This is a genomic window from Variovorax boronicumulans, assembly GCF_009811375.1.
GTDB classification, from domain to species: Bacteria; Pseudomonadota; Gammaproteobacteria; order Burkholderiales; family Burkholderiaceae_C; genus Variovorax; species Variovorax boronicumulans.
Genome location: NZ_BKDH01000001.1, coordinates 3,381,228 through 3,395,037, shown reverse-complemented (window position 1 = coordinate 3,395,037; position 13,810 = coordinate 3,381,228). Strand labels below are relative to the sequence as shown.

The following is a 13,810-nucleotide window of genomic DNA, read 5'->3' as shown; positions in this document are numbered from 1 at the left end:
TTCGCGGGGTCTCGCAGAACTCGCTTCGCTCAAACAGCTGCGAGCCCTGATCCGCGAAACGCTGCGCGCCTCGGCGGCACAGAGGGGCCGCCCGCACCACACCGCCCACCAGGCGCTTGTGGGGGTGTGGTGGCTGCCGGATTCGGGGAGGTCAGTCGGCCTTGATGCCTGCTGCCTTGATCACCTGCGCCCACTTCTCCACTTCCGTCTTCTGGAAGGCGGCGATCTGCGCGGTCGTGAGGTCGGCGGGCTCCATCCCGAAGCCCTTGAGCTTGTCCTGCATCTCGGGCGTCGCGAGGATCTTGCGGATCTCAGTGTGCAGGCGATCGACGACGGGGGGCGGCGTGCCCGCGGGCACGAAGATCGCCTGCCACGACACCACCTCGAAGTCCTGCAGGCCGGGCACGCCCGACTCAGCCACCGTGGGCACATCGGGCATCGAGGCCAGTCGCTTGGCCGAGGTGACGGCGATGGCGCGCAGCTTGCCGCTCTGGATGTGCGGGCCCGCCACCACGGTGGTGTCGAACATCATGTCGACCTGTCCGCCGATCACGTCCTGGATCGCGGGGCCGCTGCCCTTGTACGGGATGTGCGTGAACTTCACGCCCGACTTGTAGCCCAGCAGTTCCAGCGCCAGGTGCTGCGAGGTGCCCGTGCCCGCCGAGGCCGACGAGAGGCCGCCGGCCTTGGCCTTGCTCGCGGCGATCACGTCTTTCAGCGTCTTGTAGGGGCTGGCCTGGTTCACCACCAGCACCACGGGGTTGGTGCCGATGAGCGTCACGGGCGCGAACGACTTCTGCGGGTCGTAGCCCAGCTTGGGGTACAGGCTCACGTTGATGGCGTGCGAGCTGATCGTGCCGCCCACCAGTGTGAAGCCGTCGGGCGCGGCGCGCGCGCCGATCTCCGAGCCGACACTGCCGCCGGCGCCGCCCTTGTTGTCGATGATCACGCTCGTGCCCAGCACGGTGCCGAGCTTCTGGCCGATGAGGCGGCCCAGCACGTCGGTGGTGCCGCCCGCGGGAAAGGGCACGAGGTAGGTGATCGCCTTGCCCGTGGGCCAGGTGCTGCCGCCCTGCGCGAAGGCGGGCAGGGCCGCCGCCAGCGAGGCGGCGAGGGCGGACTGGATGAGTGTGCGACGTTGCATGGCTGTGTCTCCTTGTCGTGTCGCGTTCACGGCTTGATGTTCAGCTTGGTGATCAGCGCCTTGAAGTAGGCGTTGTCCTTGGCCAGCGTTTCCTTGAACACCGCGCCGTCGGTGTAGACGTAGCCCAGGTTCTGCTTGTCCATCACCTCGTGCATGAGTGGCTCGGCGGCGGTCTTGGCGGTGATCTCGCGCAGCTTGGCCATCACTTCGGGCGGCGTGTTCTTCGGCGCGCCCAGGCCGCGCCACGTGCCGATCGACAGGTCGATGCCGCGCTCCTTGGCGGTCGGGATCTTCTCGAAGCCCTTCACGCGCTTGTCGGCCATCACCATCAGCACCTTGAGCTTGCCGCCCTGCACGTGCGTCGTGACTTCCGCGGGGCTCACGGCCACGGCCTCGATGTGGCCGCCCAGCAGCGCCAGCACGGCGGGCGCGGCGCCCTGGAACGGGATGTGGCCGAACTTGGTGCCGGTCTTGTCTTCGAGCGCGGCGGCGGCCAGGTGCCAGATCGAGCCGTTGCCCGAGTTGCCCACGCGGATGCTCTCGGGCGACTTCTTCGCGGCGGCGAGGAACTCTTCGATGGTGTTCCACGGCGCATCGGCCTTCACGGTGATTGCGGCCGGGTCGGCGTTGAGCTGCGCAATGGGCTGGAAGTCGTCGTAGTTGAACTTGGCCAGGCCCAGGTGCGGCAGCGTGAGCAGCTCCACCGTGAGCACCGCGAGCTTGTAGCCGTTGGGCTTGGCGTTGATCACCTCGGTCCAGCCGATGGCGCCGCCCGCGCCGGGACGGTTGACGATCACGATGCTCTGCGAAATGTGCTTGCGGCTCGCTTCGGAAAACGCGCGCGCCAGCCCGTCGGTGCCGCCGCCGGGCTGGTAGGGCACGAGCAGCTCGATGGTGCGGTTCGGGAAGTCGTTGGCTTGCGCCGCGGCGGGCGCGGCCAGGCCGAGCGAGAGGGCGGCGGTGGCCGAAAGGGCGGCAATGCCGCGGACGAACTGGCTTCTTTGCATGGTGTCTCTGTCTCCGTTGTTGATCTGTTGTGTGGCGCAGGGGAGGGCGCAGGCTCAGGGCATGTACTGCCCGCCGTTCACCTCGAGCACCTGCCCCGTCACGTAGCCCGAGAGCTGTTCGGACGCGAGGTACAGGAACGCGCCCACGCATTCGTCGGCCGTGCCCAGGCGCCCCATCGGGATGCCAGTCCTGAAGGTTTCGAGCATCGCGGGCGTCGAGAAGCGGTCCTGGAACGGCGTTTGGATCACGCCCGGCGCCACCGCGTTCACGCGGATGCGGTCGCCCACGAGTTCCCGCGCCAGGCCGTGCGTGGCGGTGCTCACGAAGCCCTTGGCGCCCGCATACAGGTAGGCGCCGGGGCCGCCGCCGGTGCGCGCGGCCACCGAGGTCACGTTGATGATGGCGCCGCCGCCTTGCTTGCGCATCTGCGGCACGGCTTCGCGGCAGAAGGCCAGCACGGAGCGCGCGTTGATGTGCATCACTTCGTCGAACAGCGCATCGTCGAACTCGGCGATGGGCATGCGTTTGACCAGGCTGCCGGCGTTGTTCACCAGCACGTCGATGCGGCCGAACTGCGCCGTCGTTTCCTGCACGCAGGCGCGGATCGCGGCCGTGTCGCGCACGTCGGCCTGCAGCGCGAAGGCCGTGCCGCCGGCGGCGCGGATGGTGTCGACCACGCGGGTCGCCGCATCGGCCGAGCTGTTGTAGTGCACGGCCACGCGCATGCCGCGCGCGGCGAACGCGATGGCCACCGCGGCGCCGATGCCGGTGCTGGCACCGGTGACGAGGGCGGTCTTGTCCTTGAGGTCTTCCATGGCTGTGCTCCGTGAGGGTGGTTCGATCAGGTGACCGGTGCCGGGTTGAACAGCACCAGCGCGTTGTGCAGCTTCCAGTGCTCGGCCCAGGTCTTCTTGCGGCCGCTGGCCACGTCGAGCATCAGGCGGAACATCTCCCAGCCGATGTCCTCGATGCTGGCCTCGCCGTCGGCGATGCGGCCCGCGTTCACGTCCATCAGGTCGTGCCAGCGGCGCGCGAGGTCGCTGCGCGTGGCGACCTTGATCACCGGCACCTCGGCCAGCCCGTAGGGCGTGCCGCGGCCGGTGGTGAACACGTGCAGGTTCATGCCGGCCGCCAGCTGCAGCGTGCCGCAGATGAAGTCGCTGGCCGGCGTGGCGGCGTAGATCAGGCCCTTCTGCTTTACCTTCTCGCCGGGCGCGAGCACGCCGGTGATCGGCGCCGAGCCCGACTTGACGATCGAGCCCATCGCCTTCTCGACGATGTTCGACAGCCCGCCTTTCTTGTTACCCGGCGTGGTGTTGGCGCTGCGGTCGACGCGGCCCTTGTCGAGGTAGGCGTCGTACCAGGCCATCTCGCGGATCATGGCGTCGGCCACTTCGGGCGTGGCCGCGCGCGAGGTGAGCTGGTCGATGCCGTCGCGCACCTCGGTGACTTCCGAGAACATCACGGTGGCGCCCGCGCGCACCAGCAGGTCGGTGCAAAAGCCCACGGCCGGGTTGGCGGTGACGCCCGAGAAGGCATCGCTGCCGCCGCACTGCACGCCCACGACGAGCTCGCTCGCGGGCACGGTCTCGCGCTGGCGTTTGTTCAGGCGCGCGAGGTGCACATCGGCTTGTCGCATCACCGAATCGATCATCGACATGAAGCCGACGTGCACGTCGTCTTGCAGGCAGACCACGTCGAGATCTTCGGCGGGCGCACCGCGCTGGTCGGTGATGGGAATGGTGCCGGGCGGCAGCAGCCGCTCGGGCTGCAGCTTCTCGCAGCCCAGGCTCACGACCATCACCTCGCCGCCGAAGTTGGGGTTGAGGCTGATGTTGCGCAGCGTGCGGATCGGCACGATGGCGTCCGGCGCGTCGATGGCGACGCCGCAGCCGTAGCTGTGTTCGAGCGCCACCACGTCATCGACATTCGGGTACTTCGGCAGCAGCTCGGCCTTGATGCGCTGCACGGCGAACTCGGTGACGCCCGCCACGCATTGCACGGTCTGCGTGATTGCGAGGATGTTGCGCGTGCCCACCGAACCGTCGGCGTTGCGGTAGCCCTCGAAGGTGTAGCCCTCGAGCGGTGGCAGGGCAGGGGGCTTGACCGTGGCGATGGGCAGGCCGTCGAGTTCGGGTGCGACCGGCATGCGCATCACGCGCTCGTGCACCCAGCTGCCGCGCGGCAGCGCCTTGAGCGCGTAGCCGATCACCACGTTGTAGCGGCGGATGGCGTCGCCCTCGGCCAGGTCGACGAGCGCCACCTTGTGGCCCTGGGGCACGGTGTCGACCAGCACCAGGCCGTCGTCGAAGGCCGTGCCGGCCTTCAGGCCGCCGTCGTTCGCGACGATGGCGACGTTGTCGGCCGCGTGGATGCGGATGTACAGCGGCGGTCGGGTGTTCGCATCGGCCATCGGGAGGCCCCTTCTCTTTTCTTTACTTCACCACCATGAAGAGGCTGGGCAACCAGGTGGAAAACGCCGGCACGAAGGTCACGACCCCGAGCGCGAAGATCAACGCGCCGTAGAAGGGCCAGATCGTGCGCATCACCGTGCCCACCGACACCCCGCCGATGGCGCAGCCGACGAACTGGGTGGTGCCCACGGGCGGCGTGTTCAGGCCGAGCGCGCAGTTGATGAGCATCACCACGCCGAATTGCACCGAGGTCATGCCGTACTGCTGTGCAATCGGCAGGAAGATCGGCGTGCACAGCAGGATCGTCGCGGCCATGTCCAGGAAGGTGCCCAGCACGAACAGGATGATGTTGATGAGCAGGAAGATCATCCACGGCGTGGTCGTCACCTGCGACAGCATCTGGCCCGTGAGCTCGGCCACGCCGTACAGGCTGATGAGGTAGCCGAAGGTGCTCGAGATGCCGATGAGCAGCAGGATCACGCCCGTGGTGCGCACGGCCTTCGAGGCGGCCTTGATGAAGTGCTCCCACTTCAGCGTGCGGTACACGAAGATCGTGAGCGCCAGCGCATAGAGCACAGCCACCGCCGCCGATTCGGTCGCCGTGAAGATGCCCGACAGGATGCCGCCGAGGATCAGCACCACGATGAACAGGCCCGGCAGCGCCGCCGCGAACGAGCGCGCCACGATGGCCCAGCCGGGGAAGCTGCCGGCCGGGTAGCCGCGCTTCACGGCCACGAGGTAGGCGGCCGCGAGGTTGCTCAGCGTGAGCACGGCTGCCGGCAGCAGCGCCGCCAGGATCAGCGCCGCGATCGACACCTTGCCGCCTGCCGCGAGCGAGTAAATGATGAGGTTGTGGCTGGTCGGCATCAGCGCGCCGACCAGGGCCGCGTGCGTCGTCACGTTGACCGCGTAGTCGGCGTGGTAGCCCTCTTTCTTCATCATCGGGATCATCACGGCGCCCATGGCCGAGACGTCCGCCACGGGCGAGCCCGAGACGCCGCCGAACAAGGTGCAGGCCACCACGTTCGACATGCCCAGGCCGCCGCGCACGTGGCCCACGAGGTTGCGCGCAAAGTTGACGATGCGGTCCGCGATGCCGCCGTAGAGCATCAGCTCGCCGGCGAAGATGAAGAAGGGAATGGCCAGGAACGAGAAGATGCCCATGCCCGAGGTCATCTGCTGGAAGCCCACCGCAAGCGGCAGGCCTTCGTACAGCAACGTGGCCAGGGCCGACAGGCCGATCGAGAACGCCACTGGCACGCCGAGCAGCAGGAACAGCGTGAACGAGAGGCAAAGAATGAGAAGAGGGGTCGTCATGATGAGGTTCAGCCCCAGGCGGGTTCGACTTCGCGGCCTTGAGCGAGCGCGATGATGTGTTCGATCGAGAACATCACGATGAGGACGCCCGACACGGCGGCGGGCACGTACTTCCAGCCTTCGGAAATCCACAGCGTGGGCAGGCGGTAGTCCCACACCGATTCGGCGAGCGAGGCGCAGTTCCAGGCCATGGCCAGGCCGAACAGCAGGATCAGCGCGTGGATGAGGTATTCCATCTTCAGGCGCAGCCAGTCGGGTGCGAGCACGAGGAACGATTCAAGTCCGATGTGGCCCGCGTCGCGCACGCCCACGGCCACGCCCAGCATGGTCACGTAGAGCACCAGCAGCAGCGCGAGGCTCTCGGCCCAGGTGGGGGTGTTGTTGAGCACGTAGCGGCCGAACACCTGCCAGCTCACGGCGCAGATCACCGCGACGAGACCGAGGATGCCCAACCACATGCAGGCACGGGCGAGCGTGCGGCAAAGTTTGGTGTACATATTTCCAGCGCGAAAAATGGAGAGGCTCCGCCCCTTCGTGGCCCCCAGCAGGGGTGCAGGGTCACGAAGTGCGCGAAGCCTGTGGGCGAGCCCTGTTTACTTCGTGTCCTGGACGCGCTTGACCAGGTCCTTGAGCTTCGCGTCCGTGATGAACTTGTCGTACACCGGCTTCATCGCGGCCTGGAACGGGGCCTTGTCGACGTCGATGATCTCGGCGCCGCCGGCCTTCACCGTGGCCAGCGACTTCACTTCACGCTCCTGCCACTGCTTGCGCATGTAGGGCACCGATTCCTTGGCGGCCTGGCGCAGCCAGCCCTGCTCTTCGGCGGAGAGCTTGTCCCACGCGCGCTTTGAGAACAGCAGCATCTCGGGCGCCATCGAGTGCTCGGTCTTGCTGTAGTACTTGGCGACCTCGAAGGCGCGCGCGCTTTCGTAGGTGGGGTAGTTGTTTTCGGCGGCGTCGATGAGACCGGTCTTCAGGCCCGTGTAGACCTCGCCCATCGGCATCGGCGTGGCGTTGGCGCCCATGGCCTCGAGCATCGACACCCACAGGTCGGACTGCTGCACGCGGACCTTCAGGCCCTTCATGTCGGCGAAGTTGCGCACCGGCTTCTTGGCCGTGAACATCGAGCGCGCGCCGCTGTCGTAGTAGGCCAGGCCCACGAAGCCCTGCTTCTCGCACGACTTCAGGATTTCTTCGCCGACCGGGCCGTCGAGCACCTTGTGCAGGTGCTCCACCGAACGGAACAGGAAGGGCATGGTCGGCACCTGCGTCTCGGGGCAGATGTTGTTCATGGGCGCGATGTTCACGCGCACCATCTGCAGCGCGCCGATCTTGGTCTGCTCGATCGTGTCTTTCTCGTTGCCGAGCGCGCTGTTGTTGAAGACCTTGATGCTGTGCTTGCCCCCGGACAGCGCCTTGAGCCGTTCGCTCATGAACTTCACGGCAGTCACCGTGGGGTAGTCGTCGGGGTGGATGTCGGCCGAGCGGAACTCGGTGGCGCCGGCAGCCAGCGTGGTCAACGCGGCCGCCGCGCCGGCAGCAAGTGCGATGAGTGTCTTGTAGAGCTTCATTTGTCTCGTCCTCTTGGTGGTTGTCGTGAATGAAAGGAAAAAGAAAGGGGTCAGCCGCCGAAGGCCGGCTCGGGCACGCCCGCCACGCCGGGGCGCAGTGCGAACACGCCGCCAGCCAGCGGCTGGTCCGACAGGTCGATGCCGCCGGGGCGGATCGAGGTAACGAACAGCGTGTCGAGCGTCGGGCCGCCGAAGGCGCACATGGCGGGCTTCTTCACCGGCACGGCGAGCGAGCGGTCGAGCCGGCCGTCGGGCGTGAAGCGGTGCACCAGGCCGGCGTCGTTGCCGCAGATCCAGTAGCAGCCGTCGATGTCCATCGCCGCGCCGTCGGGGCGGCCGGGCAGGGGATTCATGTCGACGAAGAGACGGCGGTTGCTCGGCGTGCCGGTGTCGGTGTCGTAGTCGAAGGCCCAGACGGCCTGCACGCTCGGGTGCGAGTCCGACAGGTACATCGTGCGGCCGTCGGGGCTGAAGGCCAGGCCGTTGGGCACGATCAGGTCGTCCAGCTGCAGCGTTGCGCCGTTGTCGCCGGGGCTGTGGCGGTACAGGCGGCCGACGCGCGCGCCCGCGGCCATGTCCAGCAGCATCGTGCCGGCCCAGAAGCGGCCTTGCCGGTCGCAGCGACCGTCGTTGAAGCGCATGCCCGGCGCGGCGTGCGCCACCGGGGCGAGCGGCGTCGCCGCGAGCGTGCCGTCGGTGCGCTCGCGCAGCGCGAACAGGCCGCTTTCCATGCCGGCGATCCACTCGCCGGGCCGGTCGGCACGCGGTGCGATGCAGGCGATCATTTCATCGGCCTGCCACTTCACATGGCCTTCGCTGGCGTGCAAGCGGTTGAGCGTGCGCGCGGGAATGTCGACCCAGTACAGCGCCTGCTGCGCGGCCAGCCACACCGGGCTTTCGCCCGTGCCGTTGCGCGCGTCGAGAACGAGTTCGGCTTGCATGCGGTGCGGCCCGTTCAGTCGCCGAACGGGCCTTGCGCGGTGAAGGCGCCGCCCTGGTAGATGGCGTTCGGGTCGGTGGAGGCCACCGGCGGCTGTGCCTCGACCTTGTCGCGGAACACCTCGGAGCTGTCCTGTGGCACGAAGCCCAGGTGCGCGGCGGCGGCGTTGTCCCACCACAGGTCGCGGTTGGCCGACATGCCGTAGACCACCGTGTGCTTCACGCCGGGCGTGAAGAGCGACTTCTGGATCAGCGCCGTGAGGTCGCGGTAGCTGAGCCACGTGCTCATCATGCGGCGGTTGAGCGGCTCGGGGAACGACGAGCCGATGCGGATGCTCACCGTCTCGATGCCCCAGCGGTCGAAGTAGAACTGCGCCATGTCCTCGCCGAAGGACTTCGACAGGCCGTAGTAGCCGTCGGGCCGGCGCGCGGCGTGCGCGTCGATGTGTTCGTCCTGCTTGTAGAAGCCGATCACGTGGTTCGAGCTGGCGAACACCACGCGCTTCACGCCGTGGCGGCGCGTGGCTTCGTACAAATTGAACACGCCCTTGATGTTGGCTTCGAGCACCTCCTCGAACGGGCGCTCGACCGACACGCCGCCGAAATGGGCGATGGCATCGCAGCCGGCCACCAGCGCATCGACCGCGGCCTTGTCGGACAGGTCGCAGGGCACGATTTCTTCATGCGCGCCCGTGGCCGGCGCGATGTCGGCGATGTCGGAGAGGCGGATCACGTTCGCAAAAGGCGCGAGCCGTTCGCGCAGCACGCGGCCCAGGCCGCCGGCGGCGCCGGTCAGCAGCAGGCGGCCGAGCTGGGGGGAGGGGGCTTCAGGCGTCGACATGTCTTCGGGATGTGTGAGGGGAAGCGGAGGAGGTGGACAACGTCGTCACCGTTTTTTAGGTGATAAGTTATCTGTTGTCGTACAACTGTGAGGGGATTATGATCGTCGTCATGGCCTCAACGACTGCGGGTAATCCCGAAGTTCAGACAACGACCGCTGACAACCCGGCGGGCAACGCCGCTTTCGTGGGGCGGCCGCGCCAGCGCGCGCGCGGCCTGGCGAACGGGCTGGTGGAAGACCTGGGCGAGAAGATCCGCAGCCAGTCGCTGCGCCCCGGCGACAAGCTGCCGACCGAGTCGGCCATCATGCAGGCCTACGGCGTGAGCCGCACCGTGGTGCGCGAGGCGCTGTCCAAGCTGCAGGCGGGCGGGCTGGTCGAGACGCTGCACGGCGTGGGCACCTTCGTGCTGCAGCCGCGTCCGGGCGGCATGGGCGGGGTGTTCCGCCTCGATCCTGGCGAGATCGCGACCTCGGTCGACGTGCTCGCCGTGCTCGAGCTGCGCATCAGCCTGGAGACCGAATCCGCCGGGCTGGCCGCGAGCCGGCGCACCGACGAGCAGCTGGTCGCGATGCGCCAGGCGCTCGATGCGTTCGAGCAGAACGTCAAGGTGGGCGGCGACACCGTGGGACCCGACTTCGCCTTCCACCTGGAGATCGCGCAGTCGACCGGCAACCCCTACTTCGCCGACATCATGCGGCACCTGGGCACGACGATCATCCCGCGCACGCGCATCAGCGCGATCCGCGTGCAGGACGGCAGCTACCTGAGCCGCGTGAACCGCGAGCACGAGGAAATCTACGCGGCCATCGCGCGCCGCGACCCCGAGTCGGCACGCGCCGCGATGCGCATCCACCTGACCAACAGCCGCGAGCGGCTGCGCATGGCGCAGGAAGCTGCGCAACAACAGAAAGCCAGGGCGGAGGCGGCCGGAAACGGCGGCGCCTCGTCCGACAACACCCCTTCGCGCTGAGTTCTCCCCGGGTTTTCGGGGCTCAAGTCTGGACAAGCTGATTTTCTAGTTGTACGATGACTGATAACATGCTGGGCCATCGCGGCCCCGCATGCCTGCATCGAACTTCAGGAGACAGCCCCCATGACCGTCAACCGACGCGGCGCGCTCGGCGCCGCCCTCGCCACCACACTGGCCGCCAGCCTGCCCTTGCACGCGTTTGCGCAAGGGGCGGGCGGCACCTGGCCTTCCAAGCCCATTCGTCTCATCGTGCCGTACCCGCCGGGCGGCTCGTCGGACATCATTGCGCGCGCCATCGGCCAGCCGCTGTCCGAAGCGCTGGGCCAGCCCGTGGTCATCGAGAACCGCGCGGGCGCCAACGGCAACCTCGGCGCCGACATGCTCGCCAAGGCGCCGGGCGACGGCCACACGCTCATGCTGTGCGACCTCGGCGCGCTGGCCATCAGCCCGTCGCTGTACCCCAAGCTGCCGTTCGATCCGACGAAAGACCTGCGCAGCGTGGCCATGCTGGCGTACTCGCCGCACTTGCTGGTGGTGCACCCGTCGGTGCAGGCCAACACGCTGAAGGAACTGGTCGAGCTGTCGAAGAAGAGCGACCTCAACTTCGCCGTCACCGCCAGCGGCAGCACCGCGCACCTCGCGGGCGTCGAGCTGCAGCGCAAGAGCGGCGCCAAGTGGGAATACGTGCCTTACAAGGGCGGCGTGCAGGCCGTGCTCGACACCGTCGCGGGCCAGACGCAGGTGCTCATGAACGGCATGCTGGCCACCTATCCGCATGTGCAGAGCGGCAAGCTCAAGCTCATCGCCGTGTCGAAGTCGACGCGCATGCCGCTGATCGGCAACGTGCCGACCATCGCGGAGCAGGGCGTTCCCGGCTACGAGTCGGGCACATGGCAGGGCGTGGTCGCAGCGCGCGGCACCCCTGACGCGGTGATCGCCCGGCTCAACAGGGAACTGGTCCGCATCATCCGCACGCCCGACATCCGGGCGCGCCTTGCGGGGCAGGGCGCCGAGGTCGTGACCATGACCGCGCCCGAGCAGGACCAGTTCTTCGCCAAGGAGCGCGCGCGCTGGGCGCAGGTCATCCAGCAGGCCAACCTGAAGCTCGATTGAGCGGCCCCTCTTTCTTCCTCATTTCTCTTTTTCATTTTTCACTGGACGACTTCCGATGAACCCGCAAGAACTCAAGACCATCATGGGCTCCGGCCTGCTCTCGTTCCCGCTGACCGACTTCGACAGCAACGGCGACTTCCACAAGAAGGGCTACGTCGAGCGCCTCGAATGGCTGGCGCCCTACGGCGCGAGCGCGCTGTTTGCCGCGGGCGGCACGGGCGAGTTCTTCTCGCTGACGGGTGAGGAGTACCCCGAAATCATCCAGACCGCCGTCGACACCTGCCGCGGCGTGGTGCCGATCATTGCCGGCGCCGGCGGCCCGACGCGCTTCGCCATTCAATGCGCGCAAGCGGCAGAGAAGGCCGGCGCGCACGGCATCCTGCTGCTGCCGCACTACCTCACCGAAGCCGGCCAGGAAGGCCTGGCCGCGCACGTCGAAGCCGTGTGCAAGAGCGTGAAGTTCGGCGTGATCGTCTACAACCGCGCCTCGAGCCGCCTCAAGCCCGACACGCTGGCCCGCCTGGCCGAGCGCAACCCGAACCTCGTCGGCTTCAAGGACGGCGTGGGCGACATCGAAGCGATGGTCGCGATCTTCCAGAAGATGGGCGACCGCTTCGCCTACCTGGGCGGCCTGCCGACCGCAGAGGTGTATGCCGCGGCCTACAAGGCGATGGGCACGCCCGTGTATTCGTCGGCGGTCTTCAACTTCATTCCGAAGACGGCGATGGATTTCTATCACGCGGTTGCCAACGACGACATGGCCACGCAGCACCGTCTGCTGAAGAACTTCTTCATGCCCTACCTGGAGCTGCGCAACCGCGTGCCCGGCTACGCCGTGAGCATCGTGAAGGCGGGCGCCAAGTTGGTCGGCCACGACGCCGGCCCCGTGCGCGCGCCGCTGACCGACCTGAAGCCCGACGAGATGGACGCACTGAAGGCGCTCATCGACACGCTCGGCCCGCAGTAAGCAGGCACTGATCGCAGTCGACCGCACCACAAAACAAACAGGAGACAACGACATGCTCATCAGAAAATTCCTGCTCGCCGCCGCAGCGACCGCCGTGTTCGCGGGCTGCGCCGCCAGCGGAGGCCGCAACAGCGGCGCATCGGCCGAACCGGCAGTGGCCGCGGCCGCCGAGCGGCTGCGCGTCGCCATGGTCGACCCGACGCCGGCCGCGCTGCGCGCGCTGGTGGCCGACGACCTGAGCTACGGCCATTCGGGCGGCAAGGTCGACACGCAGGCCAGCTTCATCGCCGACCTGCTCGACCGCAAGTCGGACTTCGTGACCATCGCGATCACCGACCAGACCATCAAGGTCGTCGACGGAAACACCGCCATCGTGCGCCACACGCTCACGGCCGACACCAACGACTCAGGCAAGCCCGGCAAGGTCGCGCTGAAGATCCTTGGCGTCTGGCAGAAGCAGGGCGGCGAGTGGAAGCTGCTCGCGCGCCAGGCTGTGCGCCTTCCTTCCTGATCGGACCACCGCGCATGAAGAGAATGCAATTCCTGGCGACGGGCCTCGCGCTCGCCGCCGCCGCGCTGCTGTCGCCGCTGCACGCCTCGGCGCAGGCCGAGGCATGGCCGCAGCAGAAACCCGTGACGATCATCGTGCCGTTCCCCGCCGGTGGCTCCACCGACATGGTGGCGCGCGCGCTGGCGCAGCAGCTGCAGGCCAAGCTCGGCGGCAGCTTCGTCGTCGACAACCGGCCCGGTGCCACCGGCACCATCGGCACCGGCTTCGTGCGGCGCGCACTGCCCGACGGCTACACGCTGCTGGTGTCGTCGCTGGGCGCCTTCGTCGTCACGCCGCACCTGCAAAAGAGCGTGCCCTACGACGCCACCAAGGACTTCGACTACATCAGCGTGCCCGTGCAGGCGCCCAACGTGCTCGTGGCGAATGTCGCGCGGCCCGAGCGCAGCGTGGCCGACCTGCTCGCGCTCCTGCGCAAGACGCCCGGCAAGGTCTCGTTCGCGAGCTCTGGTAACGGCTCGTCCGACCACCTCTCGGCCGAGCTCTTCTGGCAGCAATCGAAGACCGAAGGCGTGCACGTTCCCTACAAGGGCGGCGCGCCGGCGGTGAACGACCTGCTGGGCAACCAGGTCGATTTCTCGTTCCAGAACGTGAACGCCGTGCTGCCGCACATCCGCGCCGGCAAGCTGCGCGCGCTGGCCGTCACCGGCGACAAGCGCTCGCCCGTGCTGCCCGACGTGCCCACGCTCGCCGAGGCCGGCGTGAAGGGCGCCGAGGTCTATTCGTGGCAGGGCATGGCCGCGCCCAAGGGCCTGCCGCCCGCCACGAAGAAGAAGCTGAGCGACGCGGTCATCGCCGCCATGCAGGACCCCGAGACCAAGAAGCGCATGCTCGACCAGGGCCTGGAAATCGTCGCCAGCACGCCCGAAGACTTCACCGCCTTCCAGTTGCGCGAGTGGGCGCGATGGAAGACATTGATCGACACCCGCCACATCACCGCAGACTGAGCCACCGAGC

At 67.8% G+C, this 13,810-nt stretch carries 14 protein-coding genes; 5 read left to right on the top strand and 9 right to left on the bottom strand.

Annotation, left to right across the window (positions count from 1 at the left end):
- Window positions 1-151 precede the first annotated feature (151 nt).
- The 9 genes from VHAB30_RS15640 to VHAB30_RS15600 form a co-directional block, all read right to left on the bottom strand.
- Window positions 152-1,144 (bottom strand): Bug family tripartite tricarboxylate transporter substrate binding protein, encoded by a 993-nt coding sequence (locus VHAB30_RS15640; protein ID WP_159277607.1) that lies wholly within the window; start codon window positions 1,142-1,144, stop codon window positions 152-154.
- A 26-nt stretch (window positions 1,145-1,170) separates the two neighbouring features.
- On the bottom strand, window positions 1,171-2,151 hold the full coding sequence (locus VHAB30_RS15635) for a tripartite tricarboxylate transporter substrate binding protein (protein ID WP_159277606.1): 981 nt from the start codon (window positions 2,149-2,151) through the stop codon (window positions 1,171-1,173).
- Window positions 2,152-2,205: 54 nt separating this feature from the next.
- Entirely contained in the window at window positions 2,206-2,967 is a 762-nt protein-coding gene (locus VHAB30_RS15630) for an SDR family NAD(P)-dependent oxidoreductase (RefSeq protein WP_159277605.1), read from the bottom strand.
- 26 nt (window positions 2,968-2,993) lie between these two features.
- Window positions 2,994-4,565 carry a galactarate dehydratase gene (gene garD, locus VHAB30_RS15625; protein WP_159277604.1) on the bottom strand — a complete coding sequence of 524 codons (1,572 nt, stop codon included), beginning with the start codon at window positions 4,563-4,565 and terminating at the stop codon, window positions 2,994-2,996.
- Window positions 4,566-4,587: 22 nt separating this feature from the next.
- A complete protein-coding gene (locus tag VHAB30_RS15620) occupies window positions 4,588-5,883 on the bottom strand; it encodes a TRAP transporter large permease (protein WP_070059673.1) in 1,296 nt (431 codons plus the stop codon).
- Between the two features lie 8 nt (window positions 5,884-5,891).
- Window positions 5,892-6,380 carry a TRAP transporter small permease gene (locus VHAB30_RS15615; RefSeq protein ID WP_062470671.1) on the bottom strand — a complete coding sequence of 163 codons (489 nt, stop codon included), beginning with the start codon at window positions 6,378-6,380 and terminating at the stop codon, window positions 5,892-5,894.
- A 96-nt stretch (window positions 6,381-6,476) separates the two neighbouring features.
- A complete protein-coding gene (locus VHAB30_RS15610; RefSeq protein ID WP_070059672.1) occupies window positions 6,477-7,454 on the bottom strand; it encodes a TRAP transporter substrate-binding protein in 978 nt (325 codons plus the stop codon).
- Between the two features lie 50 nt (window positions 7,455-7,504).
- Entirely contained in the window at window positions 7,505-8,395 is an 891-nt protein-coding gene (locus VHAB30_RS15605; protein WP_159277603.1) for an SMP-30/gluconolactonase/LRE family protein, read from the bottom strand.
- A 14-nt stretch (window positions 8,396-8,409) separates the two neighbouring features.
- Window positions 8,410-9,234 (bottom strand): NAD-dependent epimerase/dehydratase family protein, encoded by an 825-nt coding sequence (locus tag VHAB30_RS15600; RefSeq protein WP_159277602.1) that lies wholly within the window; start codon window positions 9,232-9,234, stop codon window positions 8,410-8,412.
- A gap of 110 nt (window positions 9,235-9,344) precedes the next feature.
- Between VHAB30_RS15600 and VHAB30_RS15595 the strand changes: the two genes are divergently transcribed.
- The 5 genes from VHAB30_RS15595 (at window position 9,345) to VHAB30_RS15575 (ending at window position 13,800) form a co-directional block, all read left to right on the top strand.
- A complete protein-coding gene (locus VHAB30_RS15595) occupies window positions 9,345-10,205 on the top strand; it encodes a FadR/GntR family transcriptional regulator (RefSeq protein WP_159277601.1) in 861 nt (286 codons plus the stop codon).
- A gap of 123 nt (window positions 10,206-10,328) precedes the next feature.
- Window positions 10,329-11,318, top strand: a complete 990-nt coding sequence (locus VHAB30_RS15590) for a Bug family tripartite tricarboxylate transporter substrate binding protein (RefSeq protein ID WP_159277600.1) — start codon at window positions 10,329-10,331, stop codon at window positions 11,316-11,318.
- Window positions 11,319-11,373: 55 nt separating this feature from the next.
- Entirely contained in the window at window positions 11,374-12,285 is a 912-nt protein-coding gene (gene kdgD, locus VHAB30_RS15585; RefSeq protein WP_159277599.1) for a 5-dehydro-4-deoxyglucarate dehydratase, read from the top strand.
- A gap of 52 nt (window positions 12,286-12,337) precedes the next feature.
- Complete coding sequence (locus VHAB30_RS15580; RefSeq protein ID WP_159277598.1) at window positions 12,338-12,796, top strand: nuclear transport factor 2 family protein; 459 nt, start codon at window positions 12,338-12,340, stop codon at window positions 12,794-12,796.
- A gap of 23 nt (window positions 12,797-12,819) precedes the next feature.
- Window positions 12,820-13,800 (top strand): Bug family tripartite tricarboxylate transporter substrate binding protein, encoded by a 981-nt coding sequence (locus VHAB30_RS15575; protein WP_390903997.1) that lies wholly within the window; start codon window positions 12,820-12,822, stop codon window positions 13,798-13,800.
- Window positions 13,801-13,810: the final 10 nt, after the last annotated feature.